At 62.8% G+C, this 18,478-nt stretch carries 16 protein-coding genes; 1 reads left to right on the top strand and 15 read right to left on the bottom strand.

The window, feature by feature from the left end; translation table 11 throughout:
* The 14 genes from moaA to KUV46_03290 form a co-directional block, all read right to left on the bottom strand.
* Positions 1–1,032 (bottom strand): GTP 3',8-cyclase MoaA, encoded by a 1,032-nt coding sequence (moaA, locus tag KUV46_03355; protein QYJ01441.1) that lies wholly within the window; start codon positions 1,030–1,032, stop codon positions 1–3.
* Complete coding sequence (locus KUV46_03350) at positions 1,025–2,518, bottom strand: NTP transferase domain-containing protein (protein ID QYJ01440.1); 1,494 nt, start codon at positions 2,516–2,518, stop codon at positions 1,025–1,027. Before KUV46_03350 ends, moaA begins: the two co-directional genes overlap by 8 nt.
* Before the next feature lie 53 nt (positions 2,519–2,571).
* On the bottom strand, positions 2,572–2,916 hold the full coding sequence (locus KUV46_03345) for a LysR family transcriptional regulator (GenBank protein ID QYJ01439.1): 345 nt from the start codon (positions 2,914–2,916) through the stop codon (positions 2,572–2,574).
* The gene (soxA, locus tag KUV46_03340; protein QYJ01438.1) at positions 2,913–3,701 is read right to left on the bottom strand and encodes a sulfur oxidation c-type cytochrome SoxA; all 789 of its coding nucleotides are present in this window, start codon (positions 3,699–3,701) and stop codon (positions 2,913–2,915) included. Before soxA ends, KUV46_03345 begins: the two co-directional genes overlap by 4 nt.
* Positions 3,698–4,018: a thiosulfate oxidation carrier complex protein SoxZ gene (soxZ, locus tag KUV46_03335; protein ID QYJ01437.1), complete on the bottom strand. Its 321-nt coding sequence runs from the start codon at positions 4,016–4,018 to the stop codon at positions 3,698–3,700. Before soxZ ends, soxA begins: the two co-directional genes overlap by 4 nt.
* Positions 4,019–4,030: 12 nt before the next feature.
* Positions 4,031–4,432, bottom strand: a complete 402-nt coding sequence (locus KUV46_03330; GenBank protein QYJ01436.1) for a thiosulfate oxidation carrier protein SoxY — start codon at positions 4,430–4,432, stop codon at positions 4,031–4,033.
* A 65-nt stretch (positions 4,433–4,497) separates the two neighbouring features.
* Positions 4,498–4,956, bottom strand: coding sequence for a sulfur oxidation c-type cytochrome SoxX (soxX, locus tag KUV46_03325; protein QYJ01435.1), 459 nt, complete (start codon positions 4,954–4,956; stop codon positions 4,498–4,500).
* Entirely contained in the window at positions 4,953–6,227 is a 1,275-nt protein-coding gene (locus KUV46_03320) for an NAD(P)/FAD-dependent oxidoreductase (GenBank protein ID QYJ01434.1), read from the bottom strand. The genes soxX and KUV46_03320 overlap by 4 nt, the downstream gene beginning before the upstream one ends.
* Positions 6,227–6,595, bottom strand: coding sequence for a hypothetical protein (locus KUV46_03315; GenBank protein ID QYJ01433.1), 369 nt, complete (start codon positions 6,593–6,595; stop codon positions 6,227–6,229). Before KUV46_03315 ends, KUV46_03320 begins: the two co-directional genes overlap by 1 nt.
* On the bottom strand, positions 6,592–8,796 hold the full coding sequence (locus KUV46_03310) for a molybdopterin-dependent oxidoreductase (GenBank protein ID QYJ01432.1): 2,205 nt from the start codon (positions 8,794–8,796) through the stop codon (positions 6,592–6,594). Before KUV46_03310 ends, KUV46_03315 begins: the two co-directional genes overlap by 4 nt.
* Before the next feature lie 14 nt (positions 8,797–8,810).
* Entirely contained in the window at positions 8,811–9,266 is a 456-nt protein-coding gene (locus KUV46_03305; GenBank protein QYJ01431.1) for a (2Fe-2S)-binding protein, read from the bottom strand.
* Between the two features lie 188 nt (positions 9,267–9,454).
* Entirely contained in the window at positions 9,455–13,039 is a 3,585-nt protein-coding gene (locus tag KUV46_03300; protein QYJ01430.1) for a hydantoinase B/oxoprolinase family protein, read from the bottom strand.
* On the bottom strand, positions 13,036–14,247 hold the full coding sequence (locus tag KUV46_03295) for a divalent metal cation transporter (GenBank protein ID QYJ01429.1): 1,212 nt from the start codon (positions 14,245–14,247) through the stop codon (positions 13,036–13,038). Before KUV46_03295 ends, KUV46_03300 begins: the two co-directional genes overlap by 4 nt.
* A gap of 80 nt (positions 14,248–14,327) precedes the next feature.
* On the bottom strand, positions 14,328–15,077 hold the full coding sequence (locus tag KUV46_03290; GenBank protein QYJ01428.1) for an SDR family oxidoreductase: 750 nt from the start codon (positions 15,075–15,077) through the stop codon (positions 14,328–14,330).
* 147 nt (positions 15,078–15,224) lie between these two features.
* On the opposite strand from KUV46_03290, the gene KUV46_03285 reads away from it, so the two are divergent.
* Complete coding sequence (locus KUV46_03285; GenBank protein QYJ01427.1) at positions 15,225–17,618, top strand: zinc-dependent metalloprotease; 2,394 nt, start codon at positions 15,225–15,227, stop codon at positions 17,616–17,618.
* 3 nt (positions 17,619–17,621) lie between these two features.
* On the opposite strand, the gene KUV46_03280 is transcribed toward KUV46_03285, so the two are convergent.
* On the bottom strand, positions 17,622–18,434 hold the full coding sequence (locus KUV46_03280; GenBank protein ID QYJ01426.1) for a hypothetical protein: 813 nt from the start codon (positions 18,432–18,434) through the stop codon (positions 17,622–17,624).
* Positions 18,435–18,478 lie beyond the last annotated feature (44 nt).

Raw genomic sequence — 18,478 nt, 5'->3', positions numbered from 1 at the left:
TCAGCCCCCTGTCACGGACATGTGACGGTCGAGCGCCGGGCCCTGACCGCGCTTGTTGATCTCGAAATCATGGCGCTCCGGTTTCGCGATGAGCGCCCGGTCCAGCGCTTCGTCGAGCGCGGCCTGCGGGTCGCTGCTTTCGCGCAGCGCGGCACGAAGATCGACATGATCGTCCTGGCCAAGGCACATATAGATGCGGCCCGTACAGGTGACCCGAACGCGGTTGCAGCCTGCGCAGAAATTGTTGGTCAGCGGCGTGATGAAGCCAAGCCGACCGCCGGTTTCCGCGACGCGCACATAGCGGGACGGGCCGCCATTCGTGTCGCGGGCATCTTCGGGCGTGAGGGTCCAGCGCCGCTCCAACTCATCACGGATGTCGAAGAGGGGAATGTACTGGTCATACCGGTCTTCGCCGGTAATCCCGAGGGGCATGACCTCGATCAGCGTCATGTCATAGCCATGGGCGTGCGCCCATTCGACCATGTGCGGAATCTCGCCCGCGTTCTGGTGGCGGAGGGCGACCGTGTTGATCTTGATCTTGAGGCCTGCTGCCGCGCCAGCTTCAATGCCGCGCATGACCTTCTCATAGTCGCCGCGGCGCGTGATCTCGCGAAACATGTCCGGGTCGAGCGTGTCGAGCGAGATGTTCACGCGTTTCACCCCGGCCTTAACCAGGGCTTCGGCGTGGGTTTCGAGCTGCGTCGCGTTCGTCGTCAGCGTCAGCTCATCAAGGCCGGATCCCAGCCTGTCGCCGAGCCCTTCGAACAGGCCCATAATGTCCTTGCGCACGAGGGGTTCGCCGCCCGTGATGCGGATCTTGCGGACACCGCGCCGGATGAACGCGTCCGCAACGGTCTGCAGCTCTTCCAGGCTGAGCAGATCCTTCTTCGGCAGGAAGGTCATGTGTTCTGCCATGCAATAGGTGCATCGAAGGTCGCAGCGGTCTGTGACCGAGAGACGCAGATAGCTGATCTCCCGGCCGAAGCGGTCGGTCAGCGGTGCAGGCTTCAGGGCGGTATGTCCGTCAGGCATGCGTCAGTCCTTTCGCGCGTTCGAGATCGGCTAGCGTGTCGATATCGAGCGCTTTGTCGGGTGAGAGGTCGACCAGGGCGGTATTGGGCAGCTTGGCGAACAGCGACTTTGCGCCTGCATCACCAGAGAGCGCCATCAGGTCGTCGAAGGCCGTTTCGTGGAAGAGCGCGGGAGGACAGAGGATGTCGCCCGTCTGGCTCATGACGGCCCGGCGGCCTCGGGCGAGTCCCGTCTGCAACGCGAGAAGGTGGGGCTCACCGATGTGGGGCATGTCGCCCAGCAGGATGAGCGCCGATTTTGCGCCCGAAGCCTTCGCGGCGCGGATGCCAGTGCTGAGTGAGGTCGCCTGTCCATCAGCGGCGTCGGGGTTCTCAATCACCTCCCAGCCTTGCTCTTTGAGCGCGGCTGCGCGGGCGTTATCGTTTGGCCCGGTCACGGCAATCCGGGCAGCCACTTCCTGATCCGCGAGCAATCCGGCAACGTGTCCAAGGATGGGTTTCCCCTCAAGCTCGGCCAGCAGTTTGTCTCCGCGCTCAAAACGCTTCGACTGGCCTGCTGCGAGCAGGATGATGGCCGTTTCGGCGAAGGGCTGGCGAAGCGTATCGTGATAGCTCGCAACGACTTCTGCGAGGACCGAGATCGCGAGCATGGATGCGTCGCGCATGGAGGGGATAAGGCCGATGGGGCCGTGGATGCGGGCGATCGCTACCTCGTCGATACCGTCTGCTTTGAGCGCCTCAGTGCGCCGGGCATGCGTTTTCCGGCTGCCGACAGCGCCGACATAGAAAGCAGGGCCTTCGAGCGCTTGCTTCAGAAGCGGGCCTTCCCAATGCGTGTCGTGAAACATGAGGATGAAGGCGGTCCATTCATCGTCATGCGCGGCGGAAATATCTGAAGGGGTCTCAAGCGCCGTCACGTCGGCAAAGCCTTGCGCAGCCGCTGCAGCCACGTCTTCGCCGTCGCGCAGTTGTAGCCGGACATCCAGTCCAGCGGCGCTTGCAACGCGGGCAAGGGCAAGGCAGTCGGCTCCGCGCCCGGCAATACGAAGACGAGGCTTGGGAACGTAGTGAGGCTTGAAGTCACCAAGTGCCTCAAGGCTTAGCTGCGCGGCCTTTCGCGCGCTTAGCTGATCGCGAACCGTCATGATCTCATGCAGGTCTGCATCCGGGATAATGGTGACTTCGATTGCCCCGCCGCAGGGCAGAGGAAGGTCTGTGAATGGGGAGCCTGCGCCATAGCGGAGCTGTTTGGCCTTCCCCGCGCGCAATGCGTTCTGCGCCTGCAGCGCGACATCGGAGTCGATACAGCCGCCAGAGATGTAGCCCGCCAAGGCGCCGTCTTCGCGGACCGCCATCAGGGCGCCCGGTGCGCGCACTGCGCCGCCCTCGATCCCGGTGACAACAACGAGCGCCACAGGACCCGCCTCATGCCAGTCCAGCCATTGGCTGAGCACGTCTTCAGGATGTTCTGGATAAGTCTGCTGCATCGTCACGATACCTGCCGTTCTAAATCATCATTTAGAACGATGCCAGCAAACTTCTATTCCTGCAGGCTGCAAAGCTTGCCTATAGCTGAAGATGACGCTGTGCTGGCGGCGTCCGTTATCTCGGCATAGAGCCCGAGGACGTTTTCGCCGGTCGGCGTGAGTTCGGAGCCACCACCGCTGGCGCCGCCATGGGTGGATGCGATGAGCGGCGCGGCGAAGTCGCCATTCATCTCATCAATCAGCTTGAGCGCGCGTGGGTAGGACATGCCCAAAGCGGCTGCGGCTTTGCGTATGGAGCCATGCTCTGCGATGGCGCGCAGGAGGGTGGCCTTACCGGGGCCAAAGCGCCCGCCATTGGGCAGGTCGATACGAACGCTGAGCTTTGCTTTACCGCTCATCGGCGGACCCCGGGGGTTTCGATCGCAAGGCCTTCGGCGCGCTTTGCGAGATAGAGTTCGACGGCGAGATAATCGTCCGACCCGTATGGTCGCGGCTCTGCCCGAACACCTGCATCGCAGTCGCGCAGGCGCCGGTGGAGTGAGCCGAGCGACTGCCATTCAAGCCGGTAGGCGGGAAATCCCGTTCCGTGCCCCTGACTAATCGTATCGCCGCGCAGTTTCTTTCCCCAATTGTCATCATGGCACTGGGTGCAGGAGAGATTGAACTGGCCGCGCCGTGTTTCGAAATAGTCGCGTCCGCGCGCATACCAGTCTGCGGCGGTGCCTTCGATGTCGACAGAAACGGGCGTGCCGCGCGACAGGTAGGCGACATAGGCCGTCAGCGAGAGAAGCTCATCGCTCTCATATTCGAGCGGCGCCTCGTCCTGATGACGCGTTCGGCAGAGGTTTATTCGCCCCTCCAGATTGATGAGGTCGCCGCTTTCGGCGTCGATCTTGGGGTAGTGGGCAGCAGCGCCTGCTAACGACAATGACGTGTCGGTGTGGCAATCGCTACAGGCCTCCGCAGGAGCGGCAGCTTCAGTGAACAAGGCTTCGCCCCGGTCGATCCAGAGAAAGCCCGGATTGGCAAAATCATCATCCTGCAAGGCCTGCGTCTGCGGCTGCAGGAATTCATATCCAGATTGCAGGGGCCGAGGCGGAGCCGGGGGCGATTTCGTATCGGCCACGACATCTCCGCAGGCAGTCAGGCAAAACGCCGAAAGGAGTGCGAGCCCCGCCCTCATTCCACGGTAAGGTCGTGGGTCTCTGACCAGCTTTCGCCGTCCTGGTCTGTCCACTTGAAGACAATCGGGCCTGAGGCGGTTGCGCGGGTGTAGAAGGTGAAGATCGGGTTGGCGGCGATGCCGGGTTGGAGGTCTGCCTCGAAGACAGTTTCGCCGTCATAGGTGACTTCGAATTTATCGATGATGTCACGCTCGATCCGTTTGCCGTCGGGGCCGCTACGATAGCCTGTCTCCATCGGATGCTGGATGAGGGCTTTCAGTTCGATGACTTCGCCAGCGCTCGCCGTGTCCGGAGCTGCAATACGTATGGTCGCCATGGGTCTGCCCTCCTATCCGATCAGGCAGGCGGCCAGCGTGACCACCGTGCTTGCTGAGCCATGCCAGAGTGTGCCGTCGCTCATCTCGGCGACAGCGCGGATGCGCTGCGTTCCAGCCATGCGGATGCGGGTGGAAATCTCTGCCTTGCCAGCACGCGGGCCGAGCTTGAACACGGCAACCTCGGCGATCGGGTTGCGAGGCGAAATGATCGCGATGCGGCGGACATAATCGTCCGGCGACATCAGGCTTTCGGCAGCCACAGTAATCGCGACCGAGTTTCCATTTTCGGCGATCGGCGGAAGCTTCACGCTGACCCGCCCTTCATTGAGCGGCTTGTCGCCAAAGATTTCGCGGATGGCTGCATCTGCGTCTGCGGCGTCGGCAGCCGCTTGCAAGGGCACTGCGGTTGCCACGAGGCCTGCGGCCCCAAGCCGGAGAAAGCTGCGCCTTGCGAGGGCTGTGTGTCTGCTAGGGGTCTTCATGTGCGTTCACCGTCGAGTTGTCCGAGGTAGGCAACGAGGTCCTCGATCTGTTGGGCCGTCAGTGCAGGCTCACCCGCATAGGCGGGGGCAACCTGGTTCAGCCCGCCTGTTCGATAATATGATGGCATAAGCGTATCTGGCCAGAGGGACTGGATGTCGGCGATACGAAGCCTGATCTGACCTTCGCTCAGCCGGGCGCCAACGCTGGTGAGCGCGGGGCCGACATTGCCCTGGAATTCAGCGTCCAGGCCTTCAACAGCGTGGCAGAGCACGCAGTGACCTTGCTCACGTTCTGCGAACACCGCTTCACCGCGCGCCGCGTCGCCTTGCAGGCCGAGAAGTGGGGCCGTGATCTCGTCACCTATTATCTCGACGGGTGTTGCAAGCCGCGATGCTGTTTCGCCGCTGCATCCGGCGAGGAGCGTGATCGCGAGGACAGGAAGCGCCGTTCTCATCCAAAGGTCTGCTGCGTGATCTGCTCAAACCAGGCTTCGGCTTCGGCGGCCTCTGCAGCGCGGACGCCGGCAGCCGGGCCGGCAGGGCTGAGGCCGCCAGAGCCTTCAATGCTGGAAAGCTGTCCGCTTTCATTGCTGTAGACGCCCGTGATCGAGACCGCCGCATCCGGCGTGACATAAGAATAGCAGGTATTGGCAAGGATGGTCGGCGCGGGCGTTTCGCCCTTCAGTTCCCGCCTAATCTGCAGGGCGCAAAGCTTGGCTTGGAGATTGGCTGAGAAGGCTGATTTCGGCATTGGCGCGGCGATTGTCGCGTCCCCGATCACGTAGATGTCGGGTTGGAGTGTGGAGGAGAAGTCGACCGGGTTGATTGGGCACCAGCCCGTCTGATCGGCGACGCCCGCGCGAGCGGCAATCTCACCTGCCTTCTGAGGTGGAATGACATTGGCGACATCGGCCTCATAGGTGTCGAAATCGGTTGAAAGCGTCATGGCGCCCGGATCAACCGAGATCACACGCCCGAAGTCGCTCGCGCCGATCCATTCAAGGTGGTCGGGATAATGTTCGGCCCATGCCTCAAGGAAGAGTGGCTGTTTTGAAAACTCATCCTTGGCGTCGAGGATGATCAGCTTCGAGGCTGGTTTCTGCGTCTTGAGGTAATGCGCAATCAGGCTGGCGCGCTCATAGGGTCCGGGCGGGCAGCGATAGGGCGCGGTGGGGACCGACATGATGACTGTGCCGCCATCGGGCATGGCTTCCAACTGCTCGCGCAGAAGCGAGGTCTGCGGCCCGGCCTTCCAGGCATGCGGCATGATGCTCGCCGCCGCTTCGTCATAGCCTTCAAGGGCGCCCCAGCGAATGTCTATGCCGGGCGACAGGATCAGCTTGTCATAGGAGAGCGTGTCGCCGGAGCCGAGCGTGACCGTCCGGCCCGCCGCGTCCACATCATCCGCCCTGTCACCAATGACCTTGATGCCGAGGGCCTTGAGGCCTTCATAGCCAAACTGCTGCGCCTCCAGACTCCGAAGCCCTGCGATGACGAGGTTGCTGAACGGGCAGGCAGTGTAGCGCGCCTGCGGCTCGATCAGCGAGACTGAGGCACCGGGCACATAGGTCTTCACAAAGCGCGCGGCGGCTGCCCCGCCAAAGCCGCCACCCACAATAACGACCTTTGGTTGGGCCTGCGCAATTGCTGGCGACGCGAGAAGCGGCAGTGACGCTGTTCCTGCAAGACCAGCAAGCACATCTCGTCGTTTTGGGGACCAGGCCATCACCCCTCCTCCGGCGTAGTCAGATAGGCGGCGACGGCGGCAATGTCGGCTTCGTCATAGCCACGCATCAGACGGTGCATGACTGTCGTGCCATCTTCCTCCGTCTTGTAAGCAAGGAGGCGCGCCTCAAGCGTTGCGCGGTCGAGGTCATCATAGTCTGGAATCGCATCACCCGACCCGCCATGGCAGCCAGAACAAGTCAGGGCGAGCGTCTGGCCTCTCAACATGTCGCCATTGGCTATGGAGGTCTCAGCCGCCTGTGCTGGCGTTTCAGCGGGGGTGTCTCCAGCGCTGCATCCGGCGAAAGTAAAAGCCATCGCCGCACTGGTGGCGGCGATGGAGATTGATTTCAGAGCTTTCGGGCTCACGCGTCCCTCAGGCTCTGATCCTTGATCGGCAGGTTGCGGATCCGCTTGCCGGTGGCTGCATAGATCGCATTCAGCACGGCTGGCGCGGCCACGGCGATGGTCGGCTCACCGACACCGCCCCAGAAGCCGCCCGATGGCATGACAATCGTTTCGACTTCCGGCATGTCCCGAAGGCGCATGGAGTTATAGGTGTCGAAGTTGCGCTCCTGCACCTCACCATTCTCGAAGGTGATCTCCTCGAACAGTGCTGCCGAGAGACCGTAGACGAAGGAGCCAGCGACCTGCGCATCGACCTGCTGCGGATTGACGGCGTAGCCCGGGTCGGTCGCGGCAACGATGCGGTGGATCTTCAGCTGGCCCGCATCGTCCACCGTCACTTCGGCGCATGCGGCGGTGTAGGCGCCGAACGAGTAGAAGGCGCAAAGACCGCGTGACTTGCCATCGTCGTTGCCCCAGCCAGACCCTTCCGCAGCGGCGCGCAGGACGGCGGCCAGCTCTGGCGCGTCACCCATATAGGCGAGGCGGAACTCCAGAGGGTCCTTTCCGGCTGCATGGGCAAGCTCGTCCATGAAGCATTCAAGGTAGACCGCGTTCTGGTTCGCGTTCACGCCGCGCCAGAAGCCCGGACGCACAGGCGGGTTCCGCATGGCATGGTCGAACTTGAGGGCCGGGAAGGTGTATTTCAGCGTCTGGTCCTCGACGCGCTCATCGAGGCCACTTGGCAGGAGGCCCTGGAAGGCAAACGGGTCCATGCCGTTCTGCAGTGCCTGTGGCATCAGACCCGCAAGGATGGACTGGCCCGCAATGCGGATCTTGATGGCGGTGAGATTGCCATCGGCGTCCAGTGCGCCTTCACACCGTGCCCGCGTGGTCGGGTGATAGAAGCCATGCTGCATGTCTTCTTCGCGCGTCCAGAGAAGTTTGATCGGCGTACCGGGCATCTCCTTGGCGATTTTCACGACCTGGCTCACATAGTCGCTCATGCCGCGGCGGCCGAAGCCGCCACCGAGCAGGAGCTTATAGACGTCGCACTGCTCAATCGGCAGGCCTGCCGCTTCAGAGGCGGCACCAAGCGCGGCCTCGCCATTCTGTGTCGGGCACCAGACTTCGCACTTGTCCTCAGTCCAGATGGCCGTCGCGTTCATCGGCTCCATACAGGCGTGGTTCTGATGCGGGACGCGATAGGTGGCTTCGACGGTCTGGGCCGCGTTGGCGAAGGCTGCGTCGACTTCGCCGCTCATATTGGCGACGGACGCGTCATCTGCGGTCAGCGCGTTTTCAAGCTCTGTTTCAAAGGCGGCGCTTGAATAGTCAGCGCCTTCGCCGTCCGTCCATTCGACGGGGAGGGCGTCGAGCGCGGTCTTCGCTTGCCACCATCTGTCGGCGACAACGGCGACGGATGTATCGTCGACCTGCACCACCTTGCGAACGCCCGGCATCGACATGACGGCATCAGCATCGAAGGAGGCGAGCGTGCCGCCGCGCTTCGGAGCCTGTTTGATGGCCGCATTCAGCATGCCCTCCATCTGGAGGTCAGCGCCATACTTCTGGGCGCCGGTGACCTTGTCGGCGGTATCGAGACGTTTGACCGGCTGGCCGATAATTTTCCACTCGGACGGGTCTTTCACCTGCACGCCGGTTGGCGGGGTGAGGGCGCTGGCGGCCTCTGCCACTTCGCCATAGCGCAGCGTATTGCCGCTCGGCCCGTGAGTGATGACACCCTTCTCGACAGAGCATTCGCCGACAGGCACTTCCCACTGGTTCGCAGCGGCCTGGATCAGCATGGCACGCGCAACGGCGCCGCCTTCGCGGACATAGTCGACGCTGCCACGGATGCCGCGAGAGCCGCCGGTGGAGAAGTCGCGCCAGACGCGGTCACGGGCGAGGTTTTCGCCGGGTGTCGGATATTCTGTGGTGACCTTGTCCCAGTCGCAGTCGAGTTCGTCGGCGACAAGCTGGGCGAGACCGGTCAGCGTGCCCTGGCCCATTTCAGAGCGGGCAATTCGGATCGTGACCGTATCATCGGGGGCGATATGCACCCACGCATTCACTTCGGGGTTTGGTTCGGCATTTGCGGCCTGGTCTGCTTCGCCGCCGTCTTCGTTGTTGTTCGAGCAGGAGGCCAGAATGCCGATGGTCAGACCGGCAGCGCCGGTGCCGATGATGAAATTGCGGCGTGAGAGCTTGATCGTATCAGCCATGTGTCAGCCCTCCCTCAGGCTTTTTTCGTCTTGGCGAGGTGGATGCCCTTGCGCACCCGTGCGAGCGTCCCGCAGCGGCAGATATTCGTGACCTGCGCGTCGATGTCCTCATCGGTCGGGTCCGGCGTGTTATTGAGGAGGCCTGCGACCGCCATGATCATGCCGGGCTGGCAGTAACCGCACTGAGGAATGTCCAATTCGACCCATGCCTGCTGCACAGGGTGGCTGCCATCTTCGGACAGGCCCTCAATCGTGGTGATTTCTTCTTCGCCCGAGAGCGCCCCGACCGGGTAGGTACAGGAGCGGACAGGCTGGCCATCAATGTGGATCGTGCAGGTGCCGCACTGGGCGATACCGCATCCATATTTGGCGCCAGTCAGCCCCAGATGTTCACGCAGCACCCAGAGAAGCGGTGTGTTCTCTTCTGCGTCGACGCTTACGGTTTGCCCGTTGACCTTGAGTTCTGCCATGCGCTGATCCTCCTCTCGCACTGCGAAAGACACCGGTTCGAAGCGATGGACGCTTGCTGGGCGCGCGAGCCGACACGTCAGGCTTGGCCTGTGCCACGATGACTGCGGCCCCCCTCATCCGGGCCTTAACATGGGTTAGACTAGTCCGCTTGGCGGTAGCCTGCCAGAGAGTTGACCAAAAAAATCGATCAATTCTGCTTGAGGCGGCCAAAGCCGCCGCCGCCCGGTGTCTCGATCGTGATCGTATCGCCGGCGTGCATGTCTTCAGTGACGATGCCATCAATAGGCTCGCGCCGACCGTCGGCCCGCACGATCCATTGGCGTCCGCAGCTTGCATCCCCGCCCCCTTCGAGGCCGAAAGGCGCGGTCTGGCGCGACGAAGAGACGAGCGTGCAGACTGTCTCCGACAGCGCGCGAATGGTACGCACGACGCCGTCGCCGCCAGTGCGTTCGCCATTTCCGCCGGAGCCGCGACGCAACGAAAAGCGCTCAAGGCGCAGCGGGTAGGTCATCTCCATGATTTCCGGATCGGTGATGCGGGTATTCGTCATGTGCGTATGCACGCCGGATGTGCCGTCAAAGCCGGGGCCTGCACCGCTGCCGCCGCAGATCGTCTCGTAATATTGGTAGTCATCATTGCCGAAGAGCAGATTGTTCATCGTGCCTTGCGCCGCCGCGCTGACGCCCATGGCGCCGAACAATACATTGCAGACCGCCTGGCTGACTTCAGTATTGCCTGCCACGACGGCCGCGCCATGCGAGGGAGACAGGAAAGACCCTTCCGGTATCACCAGCTCCAGCGGCCGCATGCAGCCCTCATTGAGCGGCAATTCATCTGCCACGAGACAGCGGAACGCGTAGAGCACGGCAGAGCGGCAAACCACGGGCGGGGCGTTGAAGTTGCCAGGACGTTGCGGGCCTGTGCCTGTAAAATCGATTCTCGCTGACCGGGCCTGCCTGTTGACTTTGATCGAGACGCAGAGCGGCAGGCCATCATCCATCGTGATCTGCATCTCGCCATCGCTCAGCCGGTCGATAACCCGGCGCACGCTCTCCTCGGCATTGTCGAGAACGTGTCCCGCATAAGAGGCGACGCCTTCGCGGCCATACCGCTCGATCATGGCGAGCAGGTCCTTCGCGCCAGCGATATTGGCGGCCATCTGGGCGCGGAGGTCGGCGACATTCTGATCCGGTTTGCGGGCGGGCCACGGCGCATCACTGAGCATCTGGCGCAGGGCATCTTCGCGGAACTCGCCTTCGCTCAGCAGCAGGAAATCGTCGATGACGACGCCTTCTTCCTCCAGTTTCGTAGCGCGTGCCGGGGTCGAGCCGGGGGTCAGCCCGCCAATGTCAGCGTGATGTCCGCGATTGGCGACAAAGAAGCGAATGTCCTGTCCACCCTTGTCGAACACGGGCGCGATGACGGTAATGTCGGGCAGGTGCGTGCCGCCATTGAACGGATTGTTGAGGCAAATCATGTCGCCCGGCTTCAAACTCGCGCCGCGGCTTTTGAGGACGGTCCGGACGCTTTCGCCCATCGCGCCCAGGTGAACCGGCATATGAGGCGCGTTGGCGAGGAGGCGGCCCTGCTCGTCAAAGACCGCGCATGAGAAGTCCAGCCGCTCCTTGATGTTCACGCTGGTCGCTGTGTCGCGCAGCACCGCGCCCATCCGCTCTGCAATCGCCATGAACATGTTGTTGAACAAGGACAGGAGCACCGGGTCCGGCGTGTCCGTGGCCTCAACCAGCTCTCGCCGTGCGGCGCCGCTCCGCTGCATGATGATTTCGCCGCCCGATGCGACAGTTGCCGACCAGCCAGCGTCGATGACAGTCGTGCCGGTTTCTTCAGTGATGAGGGCAGGGCCTTGGATCTCCCGGCCGGGTGACAGGGCGGCACGCGCGATCATCGGCGCCTCCACCTCCTCGCCGCGGCTCCAGAGTTTGACTGTGTTCGACTTGTCGGGCGCGCCACTCGCTGCTGGCGGCGCGTTTTCAAATGCGGGGGCGGGGCGGCGCGCTTCGCAGGTGAGGGATTCAAGGACCATTTCGCGCCTAGCGGTCCGAAACCCGAAGCGTGTCTCGTGAAGCGTCTCGAACGCCTCTCTCATCGCGCCCAACTCGCCAAACTCAACAGGCAGGCTCGTATCGGTTCCGGCATAGCGGATCGCTGCGCTGACGGTCCATGAAAGCTTGCCAGAGCCAAGTCTTACGCGCTGCTGGTCTTTTAGGCTATCGATCCGCGAATGGGCGCGCTTGAGCGACTGGTCATTGAGCGCTTCTTCGACTGAGGCCCGCGCAATATCAATTTCATCGGACAGGCCGATGCCAAGCGCCGACAGAACACCTGCCAGCGGGTGGATGATGACAGTCTGTATGTCGAGCTCATCAGCAACGAGACAGGCGTGCTGGCCGCCAGCCCCGCCGAAAGCCTGCAGCGCGAAGTCGGCTGGGTCGCGGCCTTTTTCCAGCGTTACCTTGCGAATGGCGCGAGCCATGTTTGCGACCGCGATCTGGAGGAAACCGGCTGCGAGTTCTTCCGCGGACCGGGAGAGCCCCGTCTCAGCCTCAACCTCACGCGCCATCTGATCGAAGCCGGTGCGCACCGCATCGAGGTCGAGCGGCTGATCCTGCTCTGGCCCGAAGACGGGCGGAAATGCGCTTGGCTGGATCCGGCCAAGCAGGATGTTTGCATCGGTGACGGTCAGCGGGCCGCCGCGCCTGTAGGCGGCAGGCCCAGGATTTGCGCCAGCGCTTTGCGGGCCTGCCTGCAGCTGGCCCTGATCGAAGCGAAGGACCGATCCACCACCTGCGGCAACGGTGTGAATGTCCATCATGGGAACGCGCAGCGGCGCACCGGCAACTTCGGTTTCGGTGACGCGCTCAAACTGCCCATCATAGACAGAGATATCGGTCGAAGTGCCGCCCATATCGAAGCCGATGATCCGGTCATGGCCGAGCAGAGCGGCGGTCTTTGCCGCGCCAACGACGCCGCCAGCGGGGCCTGAGAGGACCGCATCGCGCCCCCGGAAGCGGCTCGCTTCCATCAGGCCGCCATTCGACTGCATGAAGTGAAGCGATGTGTCGCCAAGACGGCTGGCGACCTGATCGACATAACGCTGCAGGACCGGGGTGAGGTAAGCGTCAGCCACGGCGGTGGCAGAGCGCGCGACATAGCCCGCCAGCGGGTCGGCTTCATGGCTGAGCGTCACCGTCTCGAAGCCGGCCTGCCGGGCGAGCGCGCCGACCTGCTTTTCAAGCTCTGGGTGTTTCCACGCATGGAGCAGAGAAATCGCGCAGGTTTCGAGGCCGCGCTGGCGTGCGTCCAACAGGGCTTTTGCGACGCTCTTTTCATCCAGAGGCTGCAGGAGTTCTCCATCGAGGTCGATGCGAGCGGCAACTTCAAGGACGCCGTCATTGAGCGGGGCAGGGCGCTGGATATCGAGGTCGAACAGACGCGGTCTCGACTGGCGCCCGATGATCAGCAGGTCGCCGAAGCCTTCATTCACGACAAAGAGGGTCGGCGCGCCTTTCCGCTCTAGCAGAGCATTGGTGGCAACCGTGGTGCCCATGCGCACCTGATCGATCTCATGGAAGGGCAGCGGCTGTCCTTCCGGCGCATTGAGGGACCGCCGGATGCCCTCGATGGCCGCATCTTCATAGGCGCCGGGGTTCTCGCTGAGCAGCTTCAGAAGCTCATAGCGCCCCTCGGGTGTGCGGGCGACGATGTCGGTAAACGTGCCGCCCCGATCAATCCAGAACTGCCAGCCACTCATGCGCCAAGCACCGTGCTGAGGGCTCTCCAGATACCGCGAAGGCCGATCATGAGCGTGATCAGGATGACCAGTCCGCCCGCAATATTGGCGGCGAGCCCGTTCACGCTGTCGCCAAGCAGGGCCTTGCGGTTCATCACATAGAGGAGAAAGACTGCGATAATCGGCAGGAGTAGCCCGTTGGCTGCCTGCGCGGTGACAATAAGGGAAACCGCATCGATCCCAAGCAGCGAGATGGCCGCGCCGATTGCGACGATGGTGAGGGCGATGGCGCGGAAGCGTCCGGTTTGTCCGCTTTCCGATTTGGCCGGAAACATCTCAGTGATCGCATAGGCGGTCGCCATTGGCGCGGTGATGGCTGAGGTAAGGCCCGCTGCGAAGAGACCGATGCCGACAAGATAGCGCGCTGCGGGCCCAAAGGCCGGTTCCAGCGCGATCGCCATATCACGCGCATTGCTGACCTCCATGCCCGCCACGAAGAGGCTGCCCGCGGCCGTCGACAGGATCAGGATGGAGACAAGCCCGCCGAGCCCGATAGAGATGGCAGAATCGCGCCGCGCTTCGCTGAGCTTGCTGGCATCCGTCCAGTGGTTTCGCGCCGCCGCAGCATGCAGGAACAGATTGTAAGGCACGATCGTCGTGCCGATCAGCGCGACGGCTGTGAGCTGCGCACCGTTAGGTATTGATGGCACGAGACCTGCCGCAAATGTCGATAAATCCGGGCGCACGAGAATGGCAGAGATGATGAAGGCGAGACTCATCACGAGGACGAGCCCGATCAGGATGCGCTCGATCGGCTTGTAGGCACCGATCAGCAGAACCCCCGCCGCGATGATGGCGAGACCTGCCACCAGAAGCCGCCGCGTGCCCTCACCAAGCAGCGCTTCCAGCCCCATGACGCCGCCAGCAAGGTTGCCGCCTTCATAGGCCGCATTGCCGACACCGATTGCGAGCAGGACCAGAATCGCCGCGCCCGCCTTGCCGATGGGGCCGCTAACGCTGGCCATCAGCGCTTCGCCAAGACCACGCCGTGCGCCCGCGCCAAGCCGCGCCGCCATGTCCTGCAGCACAATGGTCGCAAGCGTCGCAAAGACCAGCGCCCAGACAAGCGCGTGCCCAAAACTCGCCCCGGCCACAGTGCAGGCAGTGACCGTGCCCGGCCCGATAAAGGCGGCGGCGACAAGTGCGCCAGGTCCGAAGGATAGTTTCATGTCGTGCCCCGCAGCGTCATGGCGCGGAGCCTGCACGGAGCAGCCTGATTTGTCGATATGGGCTGGGGTGCCGGCCTGTCCTAGCTGCCGCCGTCGACGCGCAGGATCGTCCCCGTCGTGAAGCTCGACGCATCGCTTGCCAGGCAAAGCGCGGCGGTGACGATCTCTTCCGGCTCGCCGGGACGGCCAAGCGCATTGTCAGCCGACTGGCGCATCTCTTCGGGCCACGCCTTCGAAATGTCGGTCAGGAACGGGCCGGCAGAGATTGTATTCACGCGCACCTTCGGCCCGTATTCGCGGGCAAAGGAGACCGTCATCGCGTTCAGCGCGGCCTTCGCCCCGCTATAGGGGACAACTTGCGGCAGCGGCATGAGCGCGCCGGTCGAGGAGATGTTGATGATTGAACCGCCATCGCCGTCCGCCATGCGCTTTCCGATCTTCGCGCCGATCCGGAACGGGCCCTTGAAGTTGAGGTTCAGCACGCTGTCGAACAGGCTTTCCTCGACCTCGTGGCTCGGCACGCGCGGGCTCATGCCCGCATTGTTGATGAGGATGTCAATTTTGCCGAATGCCTCATAGGCCTTTTCGATCATGGGATCGATCTCTTCCCATTTGCCGCAATGGGCGCTCAGGGCCAGAGCCTTGCGTCCGAGACCGCGGACCTCCTCGGCGACCTTTTCACACGCATCGAGCTTGCGGCTGACGATGATCGTATCGGCGCCCTGTTCGGCAAACGCTTTCACCATCTGGTAGCCAAGCCCGCGGCTGCCGCCGGTCACCAGAACCGTTTTGCCGGTAAAATCGAATAACCTGCTTGCGAGGTCTGCCATCTGCTCTGTCTCCCTGTATCTGGCGGCAAGTTCGCAGGAAGCCTCCCGCCTGACAATCTGCCGGGGCGCTTTCCCGCGCGGCAGGCGCTCGACATCGCAACGTCAATGACCTTAGGGTCTGGCGGCCAGCCAGAAGGAGACCGCCCGTTGCGCCAGATTTTGACCGGATTACTCGCAGTTCTCATACTTGCTATCTCGCCGCCCGCTGGGGCGCAGCCAGGCGGCGGCAACGGCTTCTTCGACGTGGCGATCAATGATGAGAACAAGGTCATCGCGACTCTTCCTGCGCCCGGCGACGACGGCGTCATGCTGCGGATGATCCACGCTGTGCGTCTGAAGGCTGGCCTGGGCTCAAACCCTGTCGGTCTCGACCGGGGGTGGGGATCCAGCGGCGAAATCCTCGTCTTCCGCAACATCGGCAACCGGGTCGTTCTGGAGGTCGAAAACCAGACTTATCGGGCAAACCCTGACAATCCGCTGGAAGCGCGAGCCGTGGCGGAGAGCTTTGCAAACTCCTTTGTCGCTGCTGCAGACATCACGTCTCAAGATGCGGGTTCGGTGTCCTTCGACATGACCGGCTTTCTGACCGGTGACCGGCTGAACCTTGTCCAGCACCTCAAGGATGCCGGCCAAGGCACATTCAGCCTGAAAGAAGACCGCTCCATGGTCGATCCAGACAGCATTCTCACGTTTCCGGACAATGTCGAAATCGACGTGTTCCTGACGCTGTCGAGCAGCGATCCCGGGCGCGAGGTCGCAACCACGGCAGCGAACGGGAACGACATGACGCTGGTCCAGCATCACTCTTTCGTGCGCCTTCCTGAAGAGGGCTACACACCGATCGAGTCCGACCCGCGCGCGGGCGTGATCGATCAGGTTCATTTCGATTATAGCGCAGGCCTAGCAGAGCCGGTCGTGACGCGTCTTGCCCGGCGCTACCGCCTGCAGAAGAACGAGGCTGGCGAGGTGATCAATCCGATTGTCTTCTATATCGATAGCGGCGCGCCGCCCCAGATACAGGACGCGCTTCTGGACGGCGCAAGCTGGTGGGGTGATGCGTTTGCAGCCGCGGGCTACCCGGATGGCTACCGCGTCGAAGTTCTGCCCGAAGACGCGCACCCCCTCGATATCCGCTACAATGTCGTCCAGTGGGTCCACCGCCAGACGCGCGGCTGGTCCTATGGCGGAGGCATTTCCGACCCGCGCACAGGTGAGATGCTGAAGGGCCATGTCATTCTTGGTTCGCTGCGCGTGCGGCAGGACCGGATGATCTTCGAGGGCCTGACGGGGACTGGGGAGACCGGCACGGGATCTGAAACTGACCCTGTCGAGCTCGCCCTTGCACGCATCCGACAGCTCTCGGCCCATGAGATCGGCCATGCGCTCGGCTTCCAGCATAATTTTGCGGCCAGTACCTACGGCAAAGGCTCTGTCATGGACTATCCGGCGCCCGACGTTCGGGTCCGACAAGGCGCACTCGACTTCAGCAATGTCTACGGTGTCGGCATTGGCAGCTGGGACAAGTTCACGGCGACGTGGCTATATGGCGACCTGACCGATGAGGAGCGCGATGACCTCGTCCTGGAGGCGCGGTCTAATGGCCTCATCTATGTTGCCGACCAGGATGCGCGCAGCGCGTCGACGGGCCATCCCCTCGGCAATATCTGGGACAACGGACCAGACCCGGTCGCCGCGCTCCGCGAGACGCTTGAAATCAGGCGCATCGCACTGGAGAATTTCGGCGAGGATCGTGTGCAGCAAGGCCAGCCCCTGTCTGACCTCAACGATGTCATCGTGCCCATCTACCTTTATCATCGTTATCAGACGGCTGCTGCAGCCAAGCTCGTCGGCGGTATGAGCTTCAATTATGGAGAGCGCGGTGATGGACAGCCTCCGGCAGAGATCGTCTCGCCGGAACGCCAGCTTGAGGCGCTCGATGTGCTTCTGGAAACAGTGGCACCCTCGCGTCTTGATCTCAGCGACGAGGTTCTGAACCTGCTGACACCGGGCATGGCGAATTATGCGCTGGCCGATTGGGACCGCGAACGATTCGCCGGATCGGCGAGCCCGGCCTTCGACCTTATCGCCGCTGCCGATACCGCCGCCGCGACGACATTCGGCATCCTTCTTGAGCCGCAGCGCGTCGCGCGCCTGATCGAGTTCAATCGCCGCGATCCTGCAAATCCGGGGGCAAGCGACGTGTTCGCGCGCATCCAGCAGGCGGTGATCGCAACACCCAACTCGGCGCGAACGCGGCCCATCGCTGAAGCCGTTCGGGCGCGCTACGCCTTCGCCCTGATGGACCTTGCAGGTGCCGACACGACAGCGGCCGTGAAGGCGTCTGCTTCTGCTGGTCTGGAGGATCTGCTAGGAGCGCTTGAAAGCAAGCGTGACAGTCATGCGGTATGGCTCAGTGGCCGCATTGAGGATTTCCTCGACGCCCCGGCTGATATCGACCCGCCAGCCGTGACCGCAAAGGCGCTGCCACCGGGCGGGCCAATCGGCTACACGCCATATGAGACCTGCTGGCACTGCGACTAGGGCTCAGCCCGCCGCAAAGAAGGCCTGCCAGCTCTTCTGGCCCGCCTCATTATACCGGCGCATGGTCTCGACCATGTTGAGGAACCCCTTCTGGTCCCCAAGTTCTGGCGGCAGAAGCGGGTCATAGTTGATGAGGCGGATGACAGCCTGCCCGATGAGTAGGGACTCACGAGCAGCGTCCGGCACCGGAAGAGTGCCAAGCCGCTTGAGGCTGCCTTCCATGGCGCGTGTCGCCTCGACATAGGTTGCGGCGAGCTCGTCAGCTGACCAGAGATCTGGCCAGGCTGACCTATCGGGCATTTCAATCGCGTCGGCATGGAGTAGCAGGATGTCTTCATCCGCGCCGATATCGATCAGTTCTCGTCGGTGCTCATCCAGCGGCTGTGACAGGTTGGCCGGGCGCGCCCAGACCCCTTCGGGCGTGCGTCTATAGCCGGAAAGGCCCAATGCGCGCTCGCGGGCGGTCAGCTGCTTGCGGTCAGTCCGTCCAAGATGCTGCGTCAGCGCGATAAGCCAGCCGCCATCCCAGCGCACAATCTTGCTGTCCACATTCTGCCAGTCCTGCAACCGGCGCACGAGCGAGCGCGATTTCGGCCCGGGCTGATAGAGGCCGCGCGACGGGCTTTCGAGCAGGCCGTCCTTGATGAGCCGGGTGACCGCGACGCGCAGGGTGGAGGCTTCAATATCGAAAAGGCTCGCCGCTTGTATGAGACGCGAAATTGTCTCCGGTTCGCTGCGCCGGCTGGAGAGCAGGGATAGCACCATGGCGCGGGCCGTCATGCTGCTTCTGTCGAGAGGTTTAAAATAATACGACATTTGACAGAAGCTGCTCATATATGTAATAAACAAGAAAGGCTAGG

Origin of the sequence: Thalassovita mediterranea, from assembly GCA_019448215.1 — a bacterium.
Lineage (GTDB): Bacteria > Pseudomonadota > Alphaproteobacteria > Caulobacterales > Hyphomonadaceae > Henriciella.
This window is presented reverse-complemented; position numbering and strand designations above follow the sequence as displayed.

Bases quoted from the DNA above. Each gene is read 5' to 3' on its own strand.
- KUV46_03350 (QYJ01440.1), bottom strand. From the start codon at position 2,518: ATGCAGCAGACTTATCCAGAACATCCTGAAGACGTGCTCAGCCAATGG.
- moaA (QYJ01441.1), bottom strand. From the start codon at position 1,032: ATGCCTGACGGACATACCGCCCTGAAGCCTGCACCGCTGACCGACCGC.
- KUV46_03320 (QYJ01434.1), bottom strand. From the start codon at position 6,227: ATGGCCTGGTCCCCAAAACGACGAGATGTGCTTGCTGGTCTTGCAGGA.
- soxA (QYJ01438.1), bottom strand. From the start codon at position 3,701: ATGAGGGCGGGGCTCGCACTCCTTTCGGCGTTTTGCCTGACTGCCTGC.
- KUV46_03290 (QYJ01428.1), bottom strand. From the start codon at position 15,077: ATGGCAGACCTCGCAAGCAGGTTATTCGATTTTACCGGCAAAACGGTT.
- soxZ (QYJ01437.1), bottom strand. From the start codon at position 4,018: ATGGCGACCATACGTATTGCAGCTCCGGACACGGCGAGCGCTGGCGAA.
- KUV46_03300 (QYJ01430.1), bottom strand. From the start codon at position 13,039: ATGAGTGGCTGGCAGTTCTGGATTGATCGGGGCGGCACGTTTACCGAC.
- KUV46_03280 (QYJ01426.1), bottom strand. From the start codon at position 18,434: ATGTCGTATTATTTTAAACCTCTCGACAGAAGCAGCATGACGGCCCGC.
- KUV46_03295 (QYJ01429.1), bottom strand. From the start codon at position 14,247: ATGAAACTATCCTTCGGACCTGGCGCACTTGTCGCCGCCGCCTTTATC.
- KUV46_03345 (QYJ01439.1), bottom strand. From the start codon at position 2,916: ATGAGCGGTAAAGCAAAGCTCAGCGTTCGTATCGACCTGCCCAATGGC.
- KUV46_03310 (QYJ01432.1), bottom strand. From the start codon at position 8,796: ATGGCTGATACGATCAAGCTCTCACGCCGCAATTTCATCATCGGCACC.
- KUV46_03305 (QYJ01431.1), bottom strand. From the start codon at position 9,266: ATGGCAGAACTCAAGGTCAACGGGCAAACCGTAAGCGTCGACGCAGAA.
- soxX (QYJ01435.1), bottom strand. From the start codon at position 4,956: ATGAGAACGGCGCTTCCTGTCCTCGCGATCACGCTCCTCGCCGGATGC.